Here is a 21,720-nt window from a genome sequence, read left to right on the forward strand (position 1 = left end):
CGCGGTCACGGACGCCAGCGATACACGACGATGCTCGACCCGTTGTAGTTGTCCTTGGTAATCACGTACTCGCCGGTCGAGCGCAGGTATGCACGCACGCCGTACATCGAGTCGACGTCGTTGCCGACGTCCATCGCCGACGTGTTCGAATTCGTCAGCGTGGTGACGAGCGCACCGGTGTTCAGGTCGAACACGTCGATGTTCGGCACCGTGTGCACGTAGCCGACGAACAGGTAGTGGCCGGCCGCCGCGATCGATTTCGGATTCGCGCTCGTCAGGTTGATTACCGGATTCGGCGCGCTCGTGTTGCCGTTCTTCCAGCCGTGATAGACCTCGATGTGCCCGTTCATCGCGGTCCAGTCCCAGTTGCCCGCGAGGCCCTGCGCGAGGATCATCGTGTCGCTGTCCGCCTGGTAGATGATTCGCGTGACAGGCGACACGGTGCTCGGCACGGGCGTCGTCGTCGGCTTGCCCCAGGATGGCTTGCCGGTCGCGTCGAAACCCGTCATCGGGTAGCGGGAAATCGCGTTGGATCCGTCCAGCCCTGCCCACACGTCGCCGTTGTCGTCGATCGCGAAACCGGCCGTCACCTGCAGCGTCGTGTTGAACGGCTTGCCGGGCAGCGAGCCGGCCGGAATCGCGATATAGCCGCTCGCCGTGTTGAAGTAATAGAAGTTGAAGTTGCCCGGGTTCTGGCCCGACGCGACGAGAATCCGTTTGCCGCCGACCATCACGAGCTGGCCGAAGTGCTGGCCGCGCTGATAGTCTTTCATGTCGAGGCGCGGGTCCTTCGGATAGGTGAACGGGTCGACCGTGTTCGCGACGAACGTGCCGCCCGCCGAACCCGTGTACACGTTGTTGCCGCTGTAGAAGAACGCACCGTCCGTCACCGGATCGGGCGCGGCGATCCCCTCGAAGTTCAGCGCCTGCAGCTTCCATTGCAGCGCGCCCGTCGGGCTGTACGAATGCAGGTCGGTGCTGCCGTTGCGGCCGAGATCCCAGCCGCCGCCCCATGCGTTGTTCAGCACGTACAGGTTGCCGGCCGAATCCTTGCCGAGCGCGGCGACGCGCGTGAAGCGCTTGTCGCCGACCTGCCCCTTGATGCCCGTCGTCGTGTCGAGATAACCGCCCTGCACGCCGAACGTGCCGACCTGGACCGGCAGGCCGAGGAGCCCGCTGTAGACCTTGATGTTCATGTCGGGCCCTTCGTCGCCCACCATCAGCTGGCCCATCGACGCATCGAAGTACAGCGACGCCGGCCGCGCGCCGGCCGCCATCTGGATCGTGTTCATCGCCGTGCCGGTCGCGCTGAACTGCGCGACGACGCCCGCGCTCTTGCGCGCGACCCACAGGTTGCCGGCGGCGTCGAGTGCCAGCGCGCCCGGCCCCGATACGCCGATGTCGCGCTGCCAGACGCCGTCCGTCGTATAGACGCGCACGCGGTTGCCGTAGAAGTCGCTCACGTACAGCAGGTTGCCGGCCGTCGCGAGGCCCGTGATCACGTCCGCGTACTGGACGCCCGTCCACACACTGACCGGGATGCGCAGGTCGCGCTGGTTCGTGCCGCGGTTGTAGCGGCCCACCGAGCCGCTGCCGAACGTGCGGTTGTAGCCGAGCGCGACGAACAGCGACGACGCATTGCCGGTGATCGCGCCGCCCTGGAATTCGTCGTGGATGCCGATCGTGCCGAGCGGCTGGCCGTTCTGGTAAATCGCGACGCCGCCCGCGTTCTCGTCCCAGCGCGACGCCGTGTAGATCACGCCCTCGGGCGCAACCCACATCGAGCGCGCGCCGTTGCCCACGTGGGCGGCCAGCGTACCGAACGTGTTCGCGAGCCAGTCCGTCGAGTATTGCGCCTGCGCGTGACTCGCGGGCGCCAGCACGGCGATGCACATTCCCAGCAATGCCGCGCGAATTTGTTTCATTGACATGAATAATGCTCCCGGACGATCGTGTGTCGACACTGTAAATCGCGACGCATGAAATCTTGGTGATTCGGACAAAAGCGCATTCGCCGTCATCCCGAATTATTCACCGCGTGCTTTATGCCGTCCGGCGCTTTTTCGTCAATGATGGTCAAACCCGCTCGCCACACCGCAACGGCCCGCCGGCAGCGCGATTTCGGCGCTTTTCCCCGGCATTTTCTTCCGGGTCGCTCAATGCGAATGCGTCATTTTTTCTGACATGCCCGCATTGCCTTTTCATTCCGCCGGAAAGAGGCTCGATGATTACAAATCGAAATTAAAATGAAAGAGAAAAAATATTATCCGGCGCAATCGGCGTTTCGCAAACTGGCGCATCGGGCGTGCCGCGAACGCGGCGGGCGGAAGAAAGAAGGATGCGGCGGAACAAGCCGCGCGCCGACCGTGCCGGCACGCGGTCGCGATCGTTCAGTTCGCGTTGTCGAGCGTCGGGCCGTCCCAACCGTCGAGGTATTTCGGCAGCGCATCGACGACGTCGATCACGCGCTGCCGGTAGAACAGATGCATCGTCGGCTGCAGGTCGCCCGGCAGTTGCCCGCCGTGCGCACGCGCGGTCAGGCTGTTCGGCTCGCCGCGCAGCGTGACGGTGACGGCACCGCACCGGCTGCGAACGACGTTGCGGCCGCAACGACTGCTGCGCGTCAGAACTTCTGGCGCAACCCGAGGCTGACGATCGCCTGCGACCGCGAGTCCGACGAATGGCCGTTCGCCTTGTCGGACACCGACGCGGTCGCGGCCACCGGCCGGCCGAGCGCGTCGAGCGTCATGCCCGACGCATGCTGGTACGCGCCGAGCAGGTACACGCTGGTGCGCTTCGACAGGTCGTAGACGGCACCGAGCGTCACGTTGTGATACTGCGCGCGGCCGTCGACACCATCGACATCGCTGCCGCGCGTGTAGCTGTAGCCGGCGAACAGTTGCGTCTGCGGCCGCACGTTCCAGCGCGTGAACACGCCCGCGACGTTGAACGTCGCGTGGCCGGCGAACAGCGAACGGTCGCCGCCGCGGTACTGCACGTTGCTGTAGTTCACGCCGACGACGGCCGGGCCGAAGTCATACGTCGCGCCCGTCGCGATGACCTGCTGCGACTGCGCGCTCGCATAGCCTTCGTTGATCGACGAGTTGAACAGGCCGTCGTCGGTACTCTGCCACTTGCCCGTCGTCGGGTCGGTCGCGCCCGTCTTGCTGTTGTCCGAGCGCTCGTAGCCGACGCCGACGCGCAGCGGGCCCGCCGCGTATGCCGCGCCGACGCTCCACGTGTTGCGCTGCTTCATGCTGCCCGGCTGGCCGCCGAAGCCGTACAGCGCACCGAACGTGAAGCCCGCGTAGTTGGCGCTCGTGTACTTGATCGAGCTGTCGACGCGCGCGGTCTGGTCGAGATCGTCGATGTCGCCCGGGTGCGCGCCGAACCCGCCGATGAACGACGACGGGCCGACCGGGCTCACGAAGTCGTCGAGCGACGTGTACTGGCGACCGAGCGTGACCGCGCCGTAGCGGTCGCTGCCGATGCCGACGAATGCCTGCCGGCCGAACTGCCGGCCGCCCTGGCCCGACGTGCCGTTGGCGATGTCGAAGCCGTTCTCGAGGACGAACAGCGCGCGCATCCCGCCGCCGAGATCCTCGAACCCCTTGATGCCCCAGCGGCTGCCGGACAGGTTGCCGGTCGTGAGACCGACGCTCGAATGCCCGGTGTATGCGCCCGCCGAGCCGACCCGTTCGTTGCTGCGATAGGTCACGCCCGCATCGACGATGCCGTACAGCGTGACGGAGCTTTGTGCGAAAACGCTGCCCGCGAGCGAGAGCAGCAGCGGTGCTGCGATCAGTTGCTTGTTCATGGTTTTGTGTCTCCGGGCGGTGAACCCGTTGTTCTGGCTTGATGTTGCGAGTCGCGCGCGGGCGGCGAGATCCGCCGGCAGTGCGAGGCCGGCGGCGTCCGCGCGCGGCGTCGCGGCGACCAGGCCCGCTGCGGTCGCCATGGTAGATGGAACCGGTCCCAGACTAAAGCGCAATAGTGAAAACAGTTTCTTGCCAAAGTCGAGATAGTCGAAAGCGCGGCCACGCGCACGACCGCCGTGCCTGTACAGCGGTCGTGCGCGCACCCGATAATCGAACGCGCGCCATCCATCGGGAGTTCCTTCATGAATGAAACGACCCTGCTGATCTTCGCCGCCGTCGCGTTCGTCGGCATCGCGACACCCGGCCCGACCGTGCTGCTCGCGCTGACCAACGGCTCTCGCTACGGCGTGCGCCGCGCCGCGTACGGTTTCGCCGGCGCGATGCTGTCCGACTTCGTGCTGATCGTCGCAGTCGCGCTCGGCCTCGGTGCGCTGCTGATGGCGTCGGCGTTCTGGTTCTCGGTGGTGAAGTGGCTCGGCGCCGCGTACCTCGCGTATGTCGGCATCCGGCTGCTGACGTCGAAGGGTTCGCTCGACGTCGCCGCCGCGCATGGCGGCGCGGCGCCCGGGCGCAACGCGTCGATCTTCGCGAAGAGCTTCCTGACAGCGGTGACGAACCCGAAGGGCTATCTGTTCTTCTCCGCGTTCCTGCCGCAGTTCCTCGATCCGTCCGCGCCGCTCGCGCCGCAATACGTCGCGCTCGCGGTCACGTTCGCGCTGCTCGACGGCGCGGTGATGTTCGGCTATGCGCTGCTCGGCGCACGCGCGGTGCGGCTGCTGAAGCGCTCGGGCGCGCTGTGGCTCGAGCGCACGTGCGGCGCGATGCTGCTCGCGCTTGCCGGGTCGCTGGCGCTTTACCGGCGTCATGCCGCGTAGGGGCGGGTTCCGATGAGGGTCGATGCACCGCCTCGCTCCGGCTTTCCGGGCCTGTCGCTCAGGCAGCTCGAACGCGCGGATCTCGACGCGTGGTACGCGTACCTGTCGAACCCCGACGTGATCCGCCACACGAGCTGGAACCTGCGCTCGCGCGACGATCTGCTGCCGCTGTTCGACGACATCGAATCGGCCGGCCCCGATTCGATCCGGCGTCTTGCGATCGTCGACACCGCATCGGGCGCGCTCGCCGGGACGATCGGGCTGCATACGGTGTCCACCGCGAACCGCTCGGCGGAAATCGCGTACGACCTTGCGCCGGCGCACTGGGGGCGCGGAATCGCGAGTGCAGTGTGTGAAGCCGTCACAGCGTGGGCATTCTCCGACGGCGGTTTCATGCGCGTCCAGGGCGTCGTGCTGACCAGCAACGCCGGCTCCGCGCGCGTGCTGCAGAAGTGCGGCTACCGCTACGAAGGGCTGCTGCGCGCGTACCGGATGGTGCGCGGCACGCCGGGCGATTTCGCGATGTACGCGCGGCTCGCGACCGACTGACGCGCCGCACCGGGCTACACCGCGGGCGCGATTGGACGGCCCGCGCCGAATTGGCGACAATCGCCGTTCCCTGCCTCGACGGTCCGCCATGAAAATCGCTGCGCTCTCCGACATCCACGGCAATCTCGCCGCGCTCGACGCTGTGCTCGACGACGTCCGCCGCCGCGGCGCCGACGTGATCGTCAATCTCGGCGACATCGTGTCGGGCGCGCTCCATCCGGCCGAAACGGCCGACCGCCTGATCGCACTCGACCTGCCGACCGTCAAGGGCAATCACGAACGGCAACTGCTCAGCGGCGATCGCGCGTCGATGGGGCTGTCGGATCGCTGGGCGCGCGACACGCTGCGCGCCGACCATCTCGACTGGATTGCCGCGCTGCCCGAACGCGTGACGCTCGACGACGACGTGCTGATGGTGCACGGCACGCCGGCCAGCGACCTCGTCTATTTCCTCGAAACGGTCACGCCCGACGGCTGCCGCGCGGCCACGCCCGACGAAATCGCGCAGCGCGCGGGCGACGCGCCGGCATCGCTGATCCTGTGCGGCCACACGCACGTGCCGCGCACCGCGAAGCTCGCCGACGGCCGGCTGATCGTCAACCCGGGCAGCGTCGGGCTGCAGGCGTACGCGGACGACCTGCCGCATCCGCACCGGATCGAAACCGGCTCGCCGCATGCGCGCTACGCGATGGTGTCGCGCACGCCGGCCGGCTGGAACGTCGAATTCCATGCGGTCGAGTACGACTGGCACACGGCCGCCGCCACCGCGGCATCGCGCGGGCGCGACGACTGGACCGTCGCGCTGCGCACCGGCCGGTGCTGACGCGACCGCGCCTCCCCGTCACCCCGCTTCGTTCATCGGAAAACCGACTCGCCATGCCCGTTCCATCGCAACTGCTCTTCCTGCCCGGCGCATCGGGCAGCACCGCTTTCTGGCAACCGCTGGCTGGCCTGCTGACGTATCCGGCCGAGCGGCGGATCGTCGGTTATCCGGGCTTCGGCGATACGCCGCGCGATCCGTCCGTCGACGATTTCGACAGCCTCGTGCGTCATGTGCTTGAAACGATCGACCGGCCGACCGCCGTGATCGCGCAATCGATGGGCGGCGTGATCGCGATGCGTGCGGCGCTCGACAAACCCGAACTCGTCACGCACCTGGTGCTGACGGTCACGTCCGGCGGCCTCGACATGGAAGGGCTCGGCGCGCAGGACTGGCGTGCCGGCTTCGCCGAAGCGAACCCGCGGTTGCCCGACTGGTTCATGACGTTGCGCGCCGACCTGTCGCAGCACATCGGCCGCATCGCACAACCGACGCTGCTGCTGTGGGGCGACGACGATCCGATCAGCCCCGTCGCGGCCGGCCGGCGCCTGCTCGAACGGTTGCCCGATGCGCAGTTGCACGTCGTGCCGGGCGGCCGGCACGATCTCGCGGCCGTGCATGCGCATGCGCTCGCACCGCTCGTCGACGCGCATCTGCAGCGCGTGCGACGTCGCGTGCTTCAGCCGTAACCCAAACCGGAACCTGAAGACGCGCCGCTCGCGCGCCGCCTCCCGTCACCCCGCATTCCTCAGCGTCAGCCTCGCCTCCAGCCCGCCGCCGTCCGGCCGGTTGTTCAGCGTGAGCGTGCCGCCCATCGCGAGCGCCAGTTGCCGTGCGATCGCAAGACCGAGCCCCGTGCCGCCCGTCTCGCGGTTGCGCGACGTCTCCACACGCCGGAACGGCTCGAACACCGCGTCGAGCTGATCGTCCGGAATGCCGGGCCCGCGGTCGAGCACGGCGATGACCGCCCCACCGTCCGACGCGGCGTGCACGTCGATTTCGGCCGCGCCCGCGAACTTCAGCGCGTTGTCGACGAGGTTGCCGACGATGCGTCGCAGCGCCTTCGGCCGCGTGACGAGCGCGAGCGGCGCGCGGCTGTGCAGCGCGACGTCCTGCCCCGCATCCGTGTAGTCGCACACGATGCTGTCGAGCAGCGCATCGAGATCGATGCGGCGCGCGGCTTCCTCGGTGCCGTGCAGCGTCCGTGCATACGCGACGCCTTCCTTCACCAGATGCTCCATCTCGATCAGGTCCTGGCGCAGCTTCGTGCCCTGCACGTCGTCGTCCATCACGTCGACGCGCAGCCGCATCCGCGTGATCGGCGTCTGCAGGTCGTGCGAGATCGACGCGAGGATCTGCATGCGTTCGGCCATGTACTGCGCGATGCGATCCTGCATCGCGTTGAACGCACGCGCGGCGCGTGCGACCTCGGACGGCCCGCCTTCGTCCAGGCGTTCGCCCTTCAGGTCGGGGCCGAGCGCGTCGGCGGCCTGCGCGAGCTGCTTGAGCGGGCGCGTCGCGAGCCGCACCGCGAGCCAGCAGCATGCGGCCAGCACCGCGAGCTGCAGCACGAGCACGACCGGCAGCCAGCCCGACAGCGGCACCGTCGACATCGGATGAATGTCGATCGTCAGCGGCGACCCGTCGGTCAAGCGCAGATGCACCTGCAGATGTTCGCGGTCGCCGGGGATCGCGTTCGCGGTCAGCGGGTAGTCGCCGCCGATGCCGTCGGAAATCGACCGCTCGACGCGCGCCGACAGCCGCGCTTCCGGCGGGGTGCCCGTTTCGCCGGGCCCGAGGATGAACGTATAGCTGCGCCGCGCGAGGCGCGGCAGCCACGCGGTGCGCTCGGCGGGCGGCAGGTGGTCGAGCAGCGCGACCGAGCTCGCGACCTCGCGCTCGATGTAGCCCATCATCAGGTTGGTGGTCGCCTGGTCGCGCTCGGTCACCGTGAGCCAGAACGACAGCGTCTGCGCGAGCGCGAGGCCCACGCACAGGATCAGCGCGAGCCGCGCGAACAGCGAGCGCGGCCAGTGCCACAGCGTGCGCGCGCTCATGACGTACCGTCGACGGCGGTCACGGCCGACGAGAACACATAGCCCTCGTTGCGCAGGGTCTTGATGTAGCGCGGCTCGCGCGCGCCGTCGCGCAGCCGCTGGCGCAGCCGGCTCACGAGCAGGTCGATCGACCGGTCGAACGGATCGGACTGCCGGCCCTGCGTGAGGTTGAGCAACTGGTCGCGCGTCAGCACGCGCTGCGGATTGTCGAGAAACACGCGCAGCAGCCGGTATTCGGCGCCGCTCAGCGCGACCAGCGTGCCTTCGGCGTCGAGCAGGTGACGCCCCGTCGTGTCGAGCCGCCATTCGCCGAACGCGAGCAGCTCGGCCGTTTCCGTCACCTGCATGCCGGGCGGCAGCATGCGCGCGCGGCGCAGCACCGAGCGAATCCGCGCGAGCAGCTCGCGCACCGCGAACGGCTTGGCCAGGTAGTCGTCGGCGCCCATCTCGAGGCCGATGATGCGGTCGGTTTCCTCGCCGCGCGCGGTCAGCATCAGCACGGGCACCGTGCGAAACTTGCCGGCGCGCAGGTCGCGGCACAGCGTGAGGCCGTCCTCGCCCGGCAGCATCAGGTCGAGCACGATCAGGTCGGGCGCGCCGTCGTCCAGCGCGTTGCGCATCTCGCGGCCGTTCGCGGCCAGCGACACGCGCATGCCGTTCTTCTCCAGGTAGCCCGCGATCAGTTCGCGGATCGCGCGATCGTCGTCGACGATCAGCACGTGGTCGATCTTGTCCATGAGTCGGTGTCGCTGTCGGTGTCGGGTGGTTCGGGCTGGCGATGTCCGCATTTATACCGCACGGCGGACACGCGTTTGTATCCCAATGTATCGCGCGGCCGCGACGACACACAACATTGCACACGCGCGGCTCGCCGGACACATCCCGGATACGTCGGCGCAGCCTAATGGGGCCTGTCGAAACACGTCCGGCCGCCGCGCCCGAGCGGCGGCCTCCCGATCAGGAGAACGCCATGCTGCCCCGCCTCAAGACCGCCGCCCTCGTCATCGCCCTCGCCGCCACGGCCGGGCTCGCCGCCTTCGCCGGCACTCGCGCCGACGCGGGCATGACGACCTCGCTGGCCGGCACGCCGGCACCCGATTTCACCGGCATCGACCGCTGGCACAACAGCGCGCCGCTCAAGCTCGACCAGTTGCGCGGCAAGGTCGTGCTGGTCGATTTCTGGACGTACTCGTGCATCAACTGCATTCATACGATTCCGTACGTGAACGACTGGTACCGGAAGTATCGCGACCAGGGGCTCGTGGTGGTCGGCGTGCATACGCCCGAATATCCGTTCGAGCGCGACGCGGGCAACGTCGCCGATGCGATCAAGCGCTTCGGCATCCGGTATCCGGTCGCGCAGGACAACCGCTACGACACGTGGCGCGCGTACGGGAATCAGTACTGGCCCGCGCTGTACCTGATCGATGCGAACGGGAAGGTCGTCTATACGCGTTATGGCGAAGGCGGGTACGACAAGACCGAGGCGGCGATTCGCGAAGCGCTCGCGCAGGCGGGAGAGGGCATGAAGGGCGCGACGCGCACGCAGTAACCCGCCGGTGCGCGGGCAACGCACTCGCCCGCGCGTATCTCGATGTGCTCACTCCCGCTTCGCGTCGGCCGCCGCCAGCATCGCTTCCCCGATCGCGAGCTTCCCGTCTGCCATCAGTGCGTCGCCGGCGCCGCGGATATCGGCTTCGGCCTTGTTCTGCCCGAGCTTGCGCTTGCCGACGAACCGCGTGATCTCGATCTGCAGCCCGACGATCGCCTGCAGCATCGTGTCGAGATAATCGGCCGGCGCGTCGCCCATCTTCCACGGCACCGGCTGCGACGCTTCGTGCGTGCGCGTCAGCCGCGCGACCACGCCGCGCACGAACTTCTCGTCGTCGCGCACCGTGATGCGGCCGTGCGCATGCACGACCACGTAGTTCCAGGTCGGCACCTGCCGGTGCGCGACGTGCTTGCTTGGGTACCAGTTCGGCGAGATGTACGCGTCGCCAGCGCGGAAGATCACGAGCACCTCGTCGCCGTTCGCGACGTCCTGCCAGACCGGATTCGCGCGCGCGACGTGCGCGTGCAGCTCGCCGAGCCCGCCGTCGCCGGGCAGCAGCTCGAACGGGAGGTGGTTCGCGTCGAGCCCGTTCTTCCCGTGCGTGATCAGGCTGCCGAACGGATGCTGCACGATCAGCTCGCGCAGCGCATCGGGGTTGGGCTCGTTGAAATCGGCGGGGACGTACATGTCGGCTCCACGGTCATGCGGCGGTTGAAATGGCTCGGGCGCGGGCCCGTCATGCGCAGATTGTTACCCCAAACTGGTTTATGCTGTAGAGCCGGTTTGGAACATTTTCAGAAGACCAGAATCATGGCAAGAACGGCCCGGAACGTCGAAATCCCGTCGCTCGGCGCGCTCGATCGCGCGGCCGGCGACCTGAGCCGCCAGCTCGCGCAGGCGCTGCGCGACGCCGTGCGCCGCGGCGACGTCCGTCCGGGCGATACGCTGCCGTCCACGCGGCTGCTGGCGGCCGCGCTGCAAGTCGCGCGCGGCACCGTCGTCGACGCGTATGCGCAGCTCGTCGCCGAAGGCTTCCTCGAATCGCGCGGCGGCGCGGGCACGCGCGTCGCGCATGCGCTCGCCGGGCCGCCGCCCGTCGACGAACCCGAACCGCCCGCCCAACGCAGGCGCCAGACCCACGTCGGGCTGCCGGAGCCGGCCGCGACCTTCGCGCGGATCGCCCGCGAATTCCTTCCGCTGCCGGCCATGCCGTTCGCGATCTCGGTACCGATCGGCCTCACCGCGCCCGACGACATCTGGCGCCGGCTCGGCAACCGCCTGCGCGCACGCGGCGCCGGCGCGCCGTCCGGCTATGCCGATCCGCAAGGCGCGCTGCCGCTGCGCGAAGCGATCGCCGACTACGTGCGCCGGTCGCGCTCGGTGCGCTGCACGGCCGACCAGGTCGTGATCACGAGCGGCACGCAGCAGGGTCTGCATCTCGCGAGCCAGGTGCTGCTCGGCGAGAACGACCAGGCGTGGGTCGAGAATCCGGCCTATCGCGGCATCACCGCGCTGCTCGAAAGCACCGGGCGGCGCGACGCGATGGTCCGCGTGCCGGTCGACGCCGACGGCATCGACGTCGACGCGGGCATCCGCCTGGCACCGCATGCGCGTGCCGCATTCGTCACGCCGTCGCACCAGTACCCGCTCGGCATGCCGCTGAGCATGGCGCGGCGCAACGCGCTGCTTGCATGGGCACGCGCGCAGCGCGCGTGGGTGGTCGAGGACGACTACGACAGCGAACTGCGCTACGAAGGCTATCCGTTCCCGTCGCTGCAGGGGCTCGCGCCCGACCGCGTGATCTATCTCGGCACGTTCAGCAAGATCCTGTTTCCGTCGCTGCGGCTCGGCTACGTGATCGCCCCCGACGATCTCGTGCCCGCGTTCTGCGGCGCGCGCGTGCTGATGGATCGCCATGCGCCGACCGCCGACCAGCACGTGCTGGCCGCGTTCATCGCGGAAGGCCATCTCGACCGCCACATCCGCCGCGTGCGCGGCGTGTACGCGGAGCAGCGCGCGCTGCTGATCGACACGCTCGGCGCGCGGCTGCCGCGCGAACGCGCATGGGTGCAGCCGGGCGACCAGGGGATGCACGTCGTGCTGTGGCTCGCCGAAGGGATCGACGATCTCGACGTGGTCGCGCGCGCCGCGCAGGCCGGCGTCGCGGTGCGCGCGGTGTCGCCGATGTTCGCGCCGGGCACGGCCCGCCCTGGGCTCGTGCTCGGCTTCGGCGGTTTCGGCCGCGCGCAGATGGAGGCGGCCGCGCAGCGGCTCGCGGACGTGGTTTCGTCGGAAGAATCGCGGCCGAGCACGCCGCAAAAGGTTGTCCGCGGGCAACAAACGTAATCGTCTGTAACTCCTGCAAGCAAAAGGCCGTTTCGGCCGCCGGCACGCGTGCGCCATTTGCTAGGATCGCGCCTCTTCCGTCCACGCCCCTGCCGCCGTGAACCGCTTCGTGCCGTTTCTTCGAGACGCGTGGCTCCGTTGCCGCGCCCGCGTCGCGCCGCTTGCCGCCGCCTGCCGTGCGCGCACCCGCGTGCTGTGCGCAGGCGCCTTGCATCGCCTGCGTCATCCGACGCGGCGCGGCGTGGCGCTGACGCTCGCCGCGATACCGGTGCTGGGCCTGCTGGTCCTGCTTGCGTTCGTCCCGTTCACGCCGAGCATCGGCGACATCCGCAAGGCGCGCATCGACCGCCCCGCGCGCGTGCTGTCGGCCGACGGCGAGCTGATCGCCGAGTTCCGGCCCGTCAACCGCGAATGGGTGCCGCTCAAGCAGATCTCGCCGCACATGGTCGACGCGCTGATCGCGACCGAGGATCACCGCTTCTACGCGCATCACGGCATCGACTGGCGCCGCACGATCGCGGCCGGGCTGCATACGTTCTCGGGCGCGCGCCAGGGCGGCTCGACGATCACCCAACAGCTCGCGCGCAACCTGTATCCGGACGAAGTCGGCCGTTCGCTGACGCTCACGCGCAAGGTGAAAGAGCTGATCACCGCGTTCAAGATCGAGACGGTGTACAGCAAGGATCAGATCCTCGAAACCTACCTGAATACCGTGCCGTTCCTGTACAACGCGTTCGGTGTCGAAATGGCCGCGCGTACGTACTTCGGCAAATCGGCGAACCAGCTCGACATCGCCGAAAGCGCAACGCTCGTCGGAATGCTGAAGGGCAACAGCTACTACAACCCGGTGCTGAATCCGGAACGCGCGGTTCAGCGGCGCAACATCGTGCTCGACCGGATGGCGACGATGGGCATGCTGTCGCCGCGGCAGCTCGCGAAATTGCAGCGCCAGCCGCTGCGCGTCGACTTCGAGCCGCAGACGGCGCAGCCCGGCCTCGCGCCGCACTTCGCGGTGCAGCTTCGCAAGTGGCTGATCGCGTGGGCCGACCGCAACAACTACGACCTCTACTCGGACGGCCTCGTCGTGCGCACGACGCTCGATGCGCGGCTGCAGGACATGGCGACGCAGGCGCTGACGCAGCAGACCGAGCGGCTGCAGGCGATCGCCGACAACGCATGGCGCGGCCCGTCCGGCTGCGGGCTGCGCAACGACCTGTTTCGCGGCTTCATCCGCCAGACACCCGACTATCGCAGCGCCCGCGACGCGGGGCTCGCCGATGCGGCGGCGCTGAAGCAGCTCGGCGCGAATCGCGCGTTCATGCATGCGCTGTGCGAACGCAAGACGCAGGTACAGGCCGGCTTCGTCGCGATCGATCCGCGCAACGGTGCGATCAGGGCATGGGTCGGCAGTCCCGATTTCGGCAGCGAGCCGTTCGATCACGTCGCGCAGGCGCGGCGCCAGCCGGGCTCGACGTTCAAGCCGTTCGTCTATGGCGCCGCGTTCGCGGACGGCATGCGGCCGGGCGATACGTTCATCGACCGCCCGGTCGCGATTCCCGTGGACGGCCGCGCGGTGTGGCGCCCGACCGACGAGGAGCCGCCGACGGGCGAGCCGATGACGCTGCGCGACGCGCTCGCGCTGTCGCGCAATCGCATTACCGCGCAGGTGATGCAGCAGGAAGGCGCCGCGAAGGTCGCGCAGCTCGCGCGCGCGATGGGCGTGCGCGACAGTCCGCTCGACGCGGTGCCGTCGCTCGCGCTCGGCACGAGCCCGGTCACGCTGAAGGAGATGGTGTCCGCGTACGGCACGATCGCGAACCGCGGCGTGTACGTCGCGCCGCAGACGATCACGCGCATCGAGGATCGCGACGGCAAGGTGCTCGCCGCATTCGGCAGCGCACCGCCCGAACGCGCGTTGCCGGCGCCTGCCGCGCAGACGCTCGTCGACGTGATGCGCGATGTCGTCGACCGCGGCACCGGCGCCGACATCCGCTCGCGCTACGGGATTCGCGTGGATGTCGCCGGCAAAACGGGCACGACTCAGGACAACACGGACGGCTGGTTCATCCTGATGCATCCGCAACTGGTGGCCGGCGCATGGGTCGGCTTCGACGACGGCAGCGTGACGCTTCGCAGCGACTACTGGGGCGCGGGCGCGCACAGCGCGCTGCCGATCGTCGGCAGTTTCTACGATGCGGCGCTGCACGCGCGTGCGATCGATCCGCGTGCGCAGTTCTCGCCCGACTTCCGGCCGCGCAGCGCGCCGGCGCCGAGGCGGCGCCCGCATCCCGGCCTGTTCGACTGGCTGAAGTTGTTCCGCTGAGCGTGCCATCGGCGGAACATATACATACAACTGCGCTTAGCCCGCCGCGAGCGTGGCCGCCAGTGCATCGAACTCCGGCGCCCACGCCGCACGCCACGTGGCCTTCGTCGCGTCGTCCACCCACGCGCCGTCGATCCCGTTCAGCATGAACTGCTTCAGCTCGGCAACGGTGAAGCCGAAATGGCTGAACATCAGCTCCCACGCCTCGCTTGGATCGACCTTGTGCAGCGTCGGATCATCGGTGTTCGGATGGATCTTCAGCCCGAGGCCCGGCATCTTGCGCATCGGATGCCGTTCCGCCCATTGCTCCGGCGGCAGCGTGCGCAGATAGTACGAATTCGTCGGCACGACGGTGAAGACGATCCCGCGTTCCGCATAGCGCGCACACAGCTCGGGGTTGTCGACGATCGTATAGCCGTGATCGACACGATCGACCTGCAGCAGGTCGACGGCCGTCTCGACGTTGCGCCACGGCATCCCGAACTCGCCCGCATGCGCGGTCGTGCGGAAACCGGCCGCACGCGCGTTGCGGTACGCCTTCCAGAACAGTTCCGGCGGCCGGTCGTTCTCGCGATAGTCGATCCCGAGCCCCGCCACTTCGTCCGCACGATTCGCCTTCATCCATTCGACGATCGCCACTGCCTCGTCGGGATCCTGCTCGCGGTCGATGCTCGGGATCAGGCGTGCGCCGATCCCGAAATCACGCGCGGCATCGCGGATCGCCGTCACGATCGCGGCCTGCGCGTCCGCATACGCGATGCCCGATACGCGCACCGTGCCGGTCGGATTCCAGAAGAATTCCGCATGCCGCACGTTGTGTGCGGCCGCATCCTCCAGATACTCGTATGCAATCCTTCGCAGATCGTCAGGTTGCGTGAGCAGATACTTGTCGAGCGCGCGCAGCACGTGCAGCACGCCGACCGGCTTGTCGCCGCGCGCATAGAACGCGTCGATCTCCGCGCGCTCGATCGGCGCGCCGCTGCGTTCCGCGAGCGCGACGAACGTGTCGTGCCGCACCGCGCCGAGCAGGTGACAATGCAGCTCGACCTTCGGCAGCGCGTGGAAGAAGGCCCGATGGGCCGGCGTGATCTCGATGCCCGTGCGCGCGGCCGGGACGTTGCCTGGTGTTCCCTTCATGTCTTTCTCTTTGGGTATTGCGATTGCGTCGCGAAAGCCGTCTCTCAGTGCGGCTTCACGACGGTCCAGAAGTAATAACCGAGCGGAATCGCGAGCACGACGAGCCCCAACGACACGTCGCGCCGGCGGCCGGCCAGCAGCTTGACGAGCACGTAGCACAGCAGCCCGCCCGCGATGCCGGTGCCGAAGCTGTTCGACATCAGCGTGAGCAGCACCATCGACATCACGGGCAGCGCATCGGTGAAGTCGTCGAAATGCGTATGGCGGATCGTCGCAAACATCGACAGCCCGATCAGGATCAGCGCCGGTGCGGTCGCCTCTTTCGGGATCGCGAGCGCCACCGGCACGAACAGCAGCATCGCGGCGAACAGCACGGCCGCTGCCAGCGACGACAGCCCGCTGCGGCCGCCGGCCTCGACGCCCGCCGCCGATTCGATCAGCGCGGTCAGCGCGGGGATGCCGAACACGGGCCCGATCGTCGCGGCGAGCGAATCGACGAGGAACGGCCGGTTGATGTCCGGCAGGTTGCCGTGTTCGTCGAGCAGGTTCGCCTTCGCGCCGACCGCGAGCGCGGTGCCGAGCGTCGAGAAGAATTCCGCCGCGAAGAACGCGAACAGATACGGCGCGGCCGCGAGGCTCAACGCGCTGCCGATATCGAGCTTGAACGCGACCGGCGCGATGCTGTGCGGCAGCGACACGAACGACGCGGGCAGGTGCGTGACGCCGAGCGGCACGCCGGCCGCAGCCGCGGCGAGGATCGCGATCAGGATCGCGCCGGGCACCTTGCGCGCCTGCAGCACGACCGCAATCGCCAGGCCGATCAGCGCGACGAGCGCGCCCGGCCGCGAGAAGTCGCCGAGCGCAAACGCATTGGTCTTCGCATTCGCGACGACCATTCCCGCATTGCGCAGCCCGAGCATCGTCACGAACAACCCGATCGACGCGCCGAGCCCGAGCTTGATCTGCACCGGAATCAGCCGCACCACGACGCCGCGCGCACCGAGGATCGTCAGCAGGAAGAACAGCACGCCCGACACGCACGCGATGCCGAGGCCCGTCTGCCAGCCGACGTGTTCCGTCGTCGCGAGCGTCACGCCGACGATCACCGAGCCGCCGATGCCGGGGCCGACGAGGAACGGCAGGTTCGCGTAGAGCCCCATCAGCGTCGTGAACAGCACGAACACGACGATCGTCGCGGTCGTCGCCGCGCCGCGCTCCATGCCGCCCGTGGCGAGCAGCGACGGGATCACGACGAGCAGATACGCGGCCGCGAGAAACGACGTAACGCCCGCGATCGTCTCGGTGCGCACGCTCGTGCCGCGCGCGGCGAGCGCGAAGCGGCGTTCGAGCCAGTTGGCCGGCGCTCGCGCCGGCATCGTGTCAGTCGCTGACATGGTGGTTCTCCTGTGATTCAGAATATTGTCCTGTGCCGATTCATGCAGCGCGGTCTTATACTGCCGCGTACCGCATCCCGACCGTTATTGCCCGATGTCGTCCGACCGCTCGTCGCTGCTGCCCGCGCTCACGCTGCGGCAGGTCCAGCACTTCGTCGTGCTCGCCCATGCACGCAGCTTCACGCAGGCCGCGCAGGCGCTGTCGCTCACGCAGCCCGCGCTCACCGCGTCGATCCGCCAGATCGAGTTCCTGCTCGGCGGACGCCTGTTCGCGCGTTCCGCGCACCGGCTCACGCTGACGTCCGCGGGCGTTGCCGTGCTGCCGCTCGCCGAACGCCTGCTCAACCAGGCGCGCGGCACCTTCGACGACATGACGCGGCTCATCGGCGAACGCATCCAGACCGTGCGGATCGCGTTCATCCCGTCGGTCGCGGGTCGCCTGCTGCCCGCGCTCAACGCATTGCGCGGCACGCATCCGACGCTGCGCTTCACGCTAACCGACCTGCCGAACAGCGCACTCGTCGAAGCCGTGCGCGACGGCGTCGCCGATCTCGGCATCGGCGTGCGCGAACCGGACAGCGACGACGGCACGCTGCGCTACCGGCTACTGTTCGAGGACGAGATCGTGATCGTCGTGCGGCACGACGATCCGCTTGCCCGCGCGAAAAGCGTCACGTGGGCGAAGCTCGTCGATCGCGAGCTGGCCGTGTTCGTACGCGGCAGCGTCAGCGAATCGCTGCACCGCACCGGCGGCGCCGAGAAGCTGCGCCTGAACGTCACGTACCGGATGGAATACACCGAGCCGCTCTACGCGCTCGCGCGCAACGGCCTCGCGACCGCCGTGCTGCCGAGCCTCTACACGATGCATCTGCACGATCCCGATCTCGTCGCGCTGCGCGTCGACAAACCGCGCGTCACGCGCGCGATCTCGCTGATCTCGCTCGCCGCCGACGATCGCGGCCCGCACGTGCGCGCGTGCCGCGAGTGGATTGCGAAGCACATCTGATTCCGTTCGTCGCGCGACGTCACGCGCTCAGGGCAGCTTCGCGATGCGCTCGACGAGCGCTGCGTAGAAGCGGTCCGCGTCGACCTCGTTGATCCACGTCGCGTTCGCCGCACGGCCGCTGCGCCCGTTCCAGTCGACGATCGTCTCGCCGAGCGTCCACTGCCCGGTCGTCTCGATCGCGACATTCACCTTGCGTCCGTTGAACATCGTCGGATCGACGAGATAGCCGACCGCGGTCGGGTCGTACATCGGCGCGTCGTCGATACCGCGCCGTTTCTTGTTGTACGCGAGCTCGGCCGTCATGATGTCCGCGACGATCGCGCCGCAGCGGTTGCCGAGCGCGCGGAACGGCGCGACGCGCGCCGGCGTGATCGGCGCCTTCACCGCGACGTCGCGCGGCAGCACGACGATCGGCACGCCGCTGCCGAACACCACTTCCGCCGCCTGCGGATCGACGTAGATATTGAACTCGGCGGCCGGCGTGATGTTGCCGCGCTCGAGGAACGCGCCGCCCATCAGCACGATTTCGCGCAGTGCACCGCGAATCTGCGGCGCTTCGACCAGCGCGGTCGCGATGTTCGTCAGCGGGCCGAGCGCGCACAGCGTCACGCTGTTGGGCGCCGCGCGGCTCAGCGTATCGACGAGGTACGACACCGCGTGACCGGTCGCAAGCGGCGCGCGCGGCTCGTGCAGTTCGACGCCTTCGAGCCCCGTCTTGCCGTGCACGTTCGCGGCCGTCACGAGCTCGCGCACGAGCGGGCGCGGGCAGCCCGCATAGACGGGCAGCGTCTTCGTGCGGCCGGCCCAGTCGCGGATGATCCGCGCATTGCGTTCGGTCAGGTCGAGCGGCACGTTGCCCGCGACGGCGGTCAGCGCGCGCACGTCGAGCCGATCCTGCGCGCCGAGCGCGAACAGGATCGCGATGGCGTCGTCCTGCCCCGGGTCGGTATCGATGATCACCGTGCGGCGCGCGGCGTCGCCGCCGGCGGCGAACGCCCCCGTTTCGGGCAGCAGCGCGGTGCCGGCCAGCGCGGCGGACAGTTTCAGGAAGGTGCGGCGCGATGCGATCGGATGGGTCATGGTCGGATTCAGAAAACGTGCCGGACGCCGAGCGTCGCCATCATCTGGCGCGTGCCGGTCGAGCGCGCGTACGCGAAGATCTGCGCATGGTCCGCGTCGCCGGCCGCCTGCTGCGCGATCACCGTCAGCGCGACGTCGGTGCGTTTCGACAGGAAGTAGTCGGCCTGCAGGTTCACCTGGTGCCACTTCGGACGCTTGTCGATCACGTCGTACCTGCCGTTCGTGAACGCATACGCGGCGCCGAGAAAAAGCTGCGGCGTCATCGTGTAGACGATGTTCACGCCGAGGTTCTGCAGGTGCAGGTGCGAATTGTCGAGGTAATCGTAGCGCACGTCGGTAAACATCGCCGCGAATTGCGCGCGGCCGATCGTGTAGAAGCCGCCCGTGCCCGCGATCCGCTGCCGGCTCGCGTACGCCGCCGGCGTCATCGCGCTTTTGCTGAAGATCAGCAGCGGCGACGCATAGTCGTTCGCGATCGCGCCGTCCTGGTTCGTGCTGCTGTACGGATGGTTGTACTGCGCGTAGACCGCGCTCCAGCGCAGCGGGCCGCGCTCGTAGCCGAGCCCGAAGCTGTATGCGCTGTTGTTCGCGAAGCCCGTCGCGTTGCTGAAGCCGTACAGCGCGGTGAATTTCAGGCCGTAGTAGACGGGGCTCACGTACTTCACCGAGTTCTGCACGCGGATGTCGTTGTAGCCGTTGTCGTTGTCGCCGATGTTCACGCCGTTGCTCGCGATGATCACGGGCCCGATGTAGTCGTGGATCGCGTCGTACTGGCGGCCGAACGTCAGCGAGCCGTACGTGCGGTCGGCAAGGCCGACGTAGGCCATGCGCCCGAACTCGCGGCCGTTTTGCGCGGCCGTGCCCGTCATCACGTTGAAGCCGTTCTCGAGCTGGAAGATCGCGGACAGCCCCTGCCCGAGATCCTCCTTGCCCTTCAGCCCCCAGCGCGGGTTCTGGTTCGTGCCGGACAGCGCCTGCCAGGCGTTCTTGCCGCCCTGGTTCGTCGCGAACCCGACGCCGGCCGAGATCAGACCGTACAGCGTGATGCTGCTTTGCGCACCGGCATGGGTCGCGAAGGCGCCGAGCATCGCGAGCGGAGCGAGCTTGTAGAGAGTTTTCATGCGGGTCGTGTGATCGGTGGTGGTCCAGGCGCGGCAGGGTTCCGCGAAACTGGCCTCGACTATACGAACCCGGATCGGATAATAAAAGTTTGCTTTTCTTATGTATCAATAAAACGGATTTATTCTCATCGTCGCACCTCCCGCGCCCGCCGGAGCGGTTGTCAATCGGCGGTATCGCCGCCCTTCGGCAGCTTCGACCACGCGTTGCGCCCCGGCAGCGGCGACCACACCGGGCGCGTCTTGCGTGCGCTGTCGATCACGACCAGGTAGCGGCCCGCGATCGGCGTGATGTCGCGATCGCGCCGCAACACCCACAGCGACCTGCCGGCCTCGACGCGCGCCTGGTAGTCGTCGTCGAGCAGGCCGTGCCGGTCGAAGAACAGGTTCAGCGACGCGGGAATCCGCACGCATCCCTTCGAGTGCCGGATGCCGAGCAGCGGTTCGAGGCGGTCGGGGTCGGTCGCATGCATCTGGAAGCGCATCGGCGACACGCCGCCCTTGCCCCAGCCGCGCTCGCCGTCCTCCCATCCGAAGTCGTAGATGCGCATGTCGCGACGGCCGTAGCCGCGAATGCCGTTGTCGTTCGTCGTGCCTTCCGCACGGAAATCCATGTTGTCGGGCGAGTGATGGAACACGCCGAGCGGCGTCACGAAATGATCGTACTTGCCAGGCAGCCCGGTGCCGACCGGCGATGCGCCGATCATCAGCCACGCATTGGCCGGCGTCGCGCGGAAGTAAATGAAAAGCGCCTGCACGTTCGGCGCGCGGTCGACCATCGCGACGTATTCGCCGGCCAGGTCGCCGAGGTCCGCATCGGCGAGCGCCTTCTGGAGCCGCTCGGCGTATGCGCGCTGCTCGCTTACGGGTAGGTTCAGGCGCCGCGTGACTTCCTGCGTGAAGCGCTTGCGCATGTCGATTGCACGTGCCGTCGCGTTTTTCGCCTCGTCGGCCGACAGCGGCGGATGCCGGCGCGGCGGGGTCGGCACGGGCGGCTCGGCCTCGCTGGCCGGTACGTCGGACGCGTCCGACGCAGGTTCGGCAGTGGACGCCGCGGAAGCCGCCGATGCGCCCGATGCCGCGCCGGCAGGCTCCACATGATGCACATGCGATGCCGCAGTCGCGGGCTGCGCGGCCGACGCACTCGACGACGCATGCGCGGACGAAGCCGGATGCGCATGGGAAGCCGCCGACGCCGGCGACGCAACCGATGAGGATGACGTAACAGCGGACGACGGGACGCCGGATGCCGCAAAGGCAGGCCGCCAGGCAAGAACGGCAATCGGCAGCATGGCAGCGAGCCACGCATACGCGGCGACTGTGCGGGTACGGCAACGCGGCTTCGCAAATCGCCGCGTCAGGATGGAAAGCATCATATGTTCGAAGCCATCGGCCGATCCGGCCGCCGCATATTGCTGTTGCGAGCGGCGCATCGTCCGCGCGAGGCATCGACACGTCCGGCGCATCGTGTGCGTCCGGCGCCGACGCCTCTTCGCGGTGGAGCCGTTCGCTGATGCAACGCCTGCGGTCCGATGGCGGCTAATGAGTCGTCAGGCCCTTCATTCTACGCGCCAGCGCAGGAATC

General features: G+C 68.4%; 18 protein-coding genes and 1 pseudogene. 8 read left to right on the forward strand and 11 right to left on the reverse strand.

All coding sequences use genetic code 11. The annotated features are described in order from the left end of the window. Window positions 1-5: 5 nt before the first annotated feature. The 3 genes and pseudogenes from BT264_RS31045 to BT264_RS31055 form a co-directional block, all read right to left on the reverse strand. Entirely contained in the window at window positions 6-1,931 is a 1,926-nt protein-coding gene (locus tag BT264_RS31045) for an NHL repeat-containing protein (RefSeq protein WP_072443722.1), read from the reverse strand. Between the two features lie 459 nt (window positions 1,932-2,390). Beyond that, window positions 2,391-2,609 (reverse strand): annotated as a pseudogene (locus BT264_RS31050) (hypothetical protein); the annotation flags it as partial. Between the two features lie 14 nt (window positions 2,610-2,623). Next, window positions 2,624-3,817 carry a porin gene (locus tag BT264_RS31055; RefSeq protein ID WP_072443723.1) on the reverse strand — a complete coding sequence of 398 codons (1,194 nt, stop codon included), beginning with the start codon at window positions 3,815-3,817 and terminating at the stop codon, window positions 2,624-2,626. Between the two features lie 303 nt (window positions 3,818-4,120). Here BT264_RS31055 and BT264_RS31065 point away from each other — a divergent pair, with 303 nt between their 5' ends. From BT264_RS31065 to BT264_RS31080, 4 genes are all read left to right on the forward strand, one after another. After that, window positions 4,121-4,753 carry a LysE family translocator gene (locus BT264_RS31065; RefSeq protein WP_072443725.1) on the forward strand — a complete coding sequence of 211 codons (633 nt, stop codon included), beginning with the start codon at window positions 4,121-4,123 and terminating at the stop codon, window positions 4,751-4,753. Between the two features lie 12 nt (window positions 4,754-4,765). Beyond that, window positions 4,766-5,302 carry a GNAT family N-acetyltransferase gene (locus BT264_RS31070; RefSeq protein ID WP_072443727.1) on the forward strand — a complete coding sequence of 179 codons (537 nt, stop codon included), beginning with the start codon at window positions 4,766-4,768 and terminating at the stop codon, window positions 5,300-5,302. A gap of 88 nt (window positions 5,303-5,390) precedes the next feature. Further along, complete coding sequence (locus BT264_RS31075; RefSeq protein WP_072443729.1) at window positions 5,391-6,125, forward strand: metallophosphoesterase family protein; 735 nt, start codon at window positions 5,391-5,393, stop codon at window positions 6,123-6,125. Between the two features lie 53 nt (window positions 6,126-6,178). Further along, on the forward strand, window positions 6,179-6,811 hold the full coding sequence (locus BT264_RS31080) for an alpha/beta fold hydrolase (RefSeq protein ID WP_072443731.1): 633 nt from the start codon (window positions 6,179-6,181) through the stop codon (window positions 6,809-6,811). A gap of 45 nt (window positions 6,812-6,856) precedes the next feature. Here the strand turns inward: BT264_RS31080 and BT264_RS31085 are convergent, their stop codons facing one another. Together BT264_RS31085 and BT264_RS31090 are read right to left on the reverse strand one after the other, a co-directional pair. Continuing rightward, window positions 6,857-8,179, reverse strand: a complete 1,323-nt coding sequence (locus tag BT264_RS31085) for an ATP-binding protein (protein ID WP_072443732.1) — start codon at window positions 8,177-8,179, stop codon at window positions 6,857-6,859. Further along, window positions 8,176-8,916, reverse strand: a complete 741-nt coding sequence (locus BT264_RS31090) for a response regulator (RefSeq protein ID WP_072443734.1) — start codon at window positions 8,914-8,916, stop codon at window positions 8,176-8,178. The genes BT264_RS31085 and BT264_RS31090 overlap by 4 nt, the downstream gene beginning before the upstream one ends. 233 nt (window positions 8,917-9,149) lie before the next feature. Between BT264_RS31090 and BT264_RS31095 the strand changes: the two genes are divergently transcribed. Beyond that, on the forward strand, window positions 9,150-9,731 hold the full coding sequence (locus BT264_RS31095) for a thioredoxin family protein (protein WP_072443736.1): 582 nt from the start codon (window positions 9,150-9,152) through the stop codon (window positions 9,729-9,731). 48 nt (window positions 9,732-9,779) lie between these two features. Here BT264_RS31095 and BT264_RS31100 read toward each other — a convergent pair whose 3' ends face one another. Next, window positions 9,780-10,418, reverse strand: coding sequence for an FMN-binding negative transcriptional regulator (locus tag BT264_RS31100; protein WP_072443738.1), 639 nt, complete (start codon window positions 10,416-10,418; stop codon window positions 9,780-9,782). A gap of 123 nt (window positions 10,419-10,541) precedes the next feature. Here BT264_RS31100 and BT264_RS31105 point away from each other — a divergent pair, with 123 nt between their 5' ends. Next, complete coding sequence (locus BT264_RS31105) at window positions 10,542-12,077, forward strand: MocR-like pyridoxine biosynthesis transcription factor PdxR (RefSeq protein ID WP_072443740.1); 1,536 nt, start codon at window positions 10,542-10,544, stop codon at window positions 12,075-12,077. Between the two features lie 97 nt (window positions 12,078-12,174). Then, complete coding sequence (locus BT264_RS31110) at window positions 12,175-14,400, forward strand: penicillin-binding protein 1A (RefSeq protein ID WP_072443742.1); 2,226 nt, start codon at window positions 12,175-12,177, stop codon at window positions 14,398-14,400. 36 nt (window positions 14,401-14,436) lie between these two features. Here the strand turns inward: BT264_RS31110 and add are convergent, their stop codons facing one another. Both add and BT264_RS31120 read right to left on the reverse strand, forming a co-directional pair. Beyond that, the gene (gene add, locus BT264_RS31115) at window positions 14,437-15,537 is read right to left on the reverse strand and encodes an adenosine deaminase (RefSeq protein ID WP_072443744.1); all 1,101 of its coding nucleotides are present in this window, start codon (window positions 15,535-15,537) and stop codon (window positions 14,437-14,439) included. Window positions 15,538-15,581: 44 nt separating this feature from the next. Then, window positions 15,582-16,931: an NCS2 family permease gene (locus BT264_RS31120; RefSeq protein WP_072443745.1), complete on the reverse strand. Its 1,350-nt coding sequence runs from the start codon at window positions 16,929-16,931 to the stop codon at window positions 15,582-15,584. Between the two features lie 94 nt (window positions 16,932-17,025). Here BT264_RS31120 and BT264_RS31125 point away from each other — a divergent pair, with 94 nt between their 5' ends. After that, window positions 17,026-17,937: a LysR family transcriptional regulator gene (locus BT264_RS31125; RefSeq protein WP_072443746.1), complete on the forward strand. Its 912-nt coding sequence runs from the start codon at window positions 17,026-17,028 to the stop codon at window positions 17,935-17,937. A gap of 27 nt (window positions 17,938-17,964) precedes the next feature. On the opposite strand, the gene BT264_RS31130 is transcribed toward BT264_RS31125, so the two are convergent. The 3 genes from BT264_RS31130 to BT264_RS31140 form a co-directional block, all read right to left on the reverse strand. Further along, window positions 17,965-19,017, reverse strand: a complete 1,053-nt coding sequence (locus BT264_RS31130) for a nucleoside hydrolase (protein WP_072443747.1) — start codon at window positions 19,015-19,017, stop codon at window positions 17,965-17,967. Between the two features lie 8 nt (window positions 19,018-19,025). Further along, window positions 19,026-20,138 carry a porin gene (locus BT264_RS31135; protein ID WP_072443748.1) on the reverse strand — a complete coding sequence of 371 codons (1,113 nt, stop codon included), beginning with the start codon at window positions 20,136-20,138 and terminating at the stop codon, window positions 19,026-19,028. A gap of 161 nt (window positions 20,139-20,299) precedes the next feature. Next, window positions 20,300-21,601, reverse strand: a complete 1,302-nt coding sequence (locus BT264_RS31140) for a hypothetical protein (RefSeq protein WP_083534272.1) — start codon at window positions 21,599-21,601, stop codon at window positions 20,300-20,302. Window positions 21,602-21,720: the final 119 nt, after the last annotated feature.

It is taken from the genome of Burkholderia sp. NFPP32 (assembly GCF_900119325.1).
Classification (GTDB): Bacteria; Pseudomonadota; Gammaproteobacteria; order Burkholderiales; family Burkholderiaceae; genus Burkholderia; species Burkholderia pyrrocinia_C.

Bases quoted from the DNA above. Each gene is read 5' to 3' on its own strand.
- BT264_RS31085 (WP_072443732.1), bottom strand. From the start codon at position 8,179: ATGAGCGCGCGCACGCTGTGGCACTGGCCGCGCTCGCTGTTCGCGCGG.
- BT264_RS31075 (WP_072443729.1), top strand. From the start codon at position 5,391: ATGAAAATCGCTGCGCTCTCCGACATCCACGGCAATCTCGCCGCGCTC.
- add (WP_072443744.1), bottom strand. From the start codon at position 15,537: ATGAAGGGAACACCAGGCAACGTCCCGGCCGCGCGCACGGGCATCGAG.
- BT264_RS31095 (WP_072443736.1), top strand. From the start codon at position 9,150: ATGCTGCCCCGCCTCAAGACCGCCGCCCTCGTCATCGCCCTCGCCGCC.
- BT264_RS31070 (WP_072443727.1), top strand. From the start codon at position 4,766: ATGAGGGTCGATGCACCGCCTCGCTCCGGCTTTCCGGGCCTGTCGCTC.
- BT264_RS31125 (WP_072443746.1), top strand. From the start codon at position 17,026: ATGTCGTCCGACCGCTCGTCGCTGCTGCCCGCGCTCACGCTGCGGCAG.
- BT264_RS31120 (WP_072443745.1), bottom strand. From the start codon at position 16,931: ATGTCAGCGACTGACACGATGCCGGCGCGAGCGCCGGCCAACTGGCTC.
- BT264_RS31100 (WP_072443738.1), bottom strand. From the start codon at position 10,418: ATGTACGTCCCCGCCGATTTCAACGAGCCCAACCCCGATGCGCTGCGC.
- BT264_RS31090 (WP_072443734.1), bottom strand. From the start codon at position 8,916: ATGGACAAGATCGACCACGTGCTGATCGTCGACGACGATCGCGCGATC.
- BT264_RS31135 (WP_072443748.1), bottom strand. From the start codon at position 20,138: ATGAAAACTCTCTACAAGCTCGCTCCGCTCGCGATGCTCGGCGCCTTC.
- BT264_RS31065 (WP_072443725.1), top strand. From the start codon at position 4,121: ATGAATGAAACGACCCTGCTGATCTTCGCCGCCGTCGCGTTCGTCGGC.
- BT264_RS31130 (WP_072443747.1), bottom strand. From the start codon at position 19,017: ATGACCCATCCGATCGCATCGCGCCGCACCTTCCTGAAACTGTCCGCC.
- BT264_RS31105 (WP_072443740.1), top strand. From the start codon at position 10,542: ATGGCAAGAACGGCCCGGAACGTCGAAATCCCGTCGCTCGGCGCGCTC.
- BT264_RS31140 (WP_083534272.1), bottom strand. From the start codon at position 21,601: ATGCGCCGGACGTGTCGATGCCTCGCGCGGACGATGCGCCGCTCGCAA.
- BT264_RS31080 (WP_072443731.1), top strand. From the start codon at position 6,179: ATGCCCGTTCCATCGCAACTGCTCTTCCTGCCCGGCGCATCGGGCAGC.
- BT264_RS31045 (WP_072443722.1), bottom strand. From the start codon at position 1,931: ATGTCAATGAAACAAATTCGCGCGGCATTGCTGGGAATGTGCATCGCC.
- BT264_RS31055 (WP_072443723.1), bottom strand. From the start codon at position 3,817: ATGAACAAGCAACTGATCGCAGCACCGCTGCTGCTCTCGCTCGCGGGC.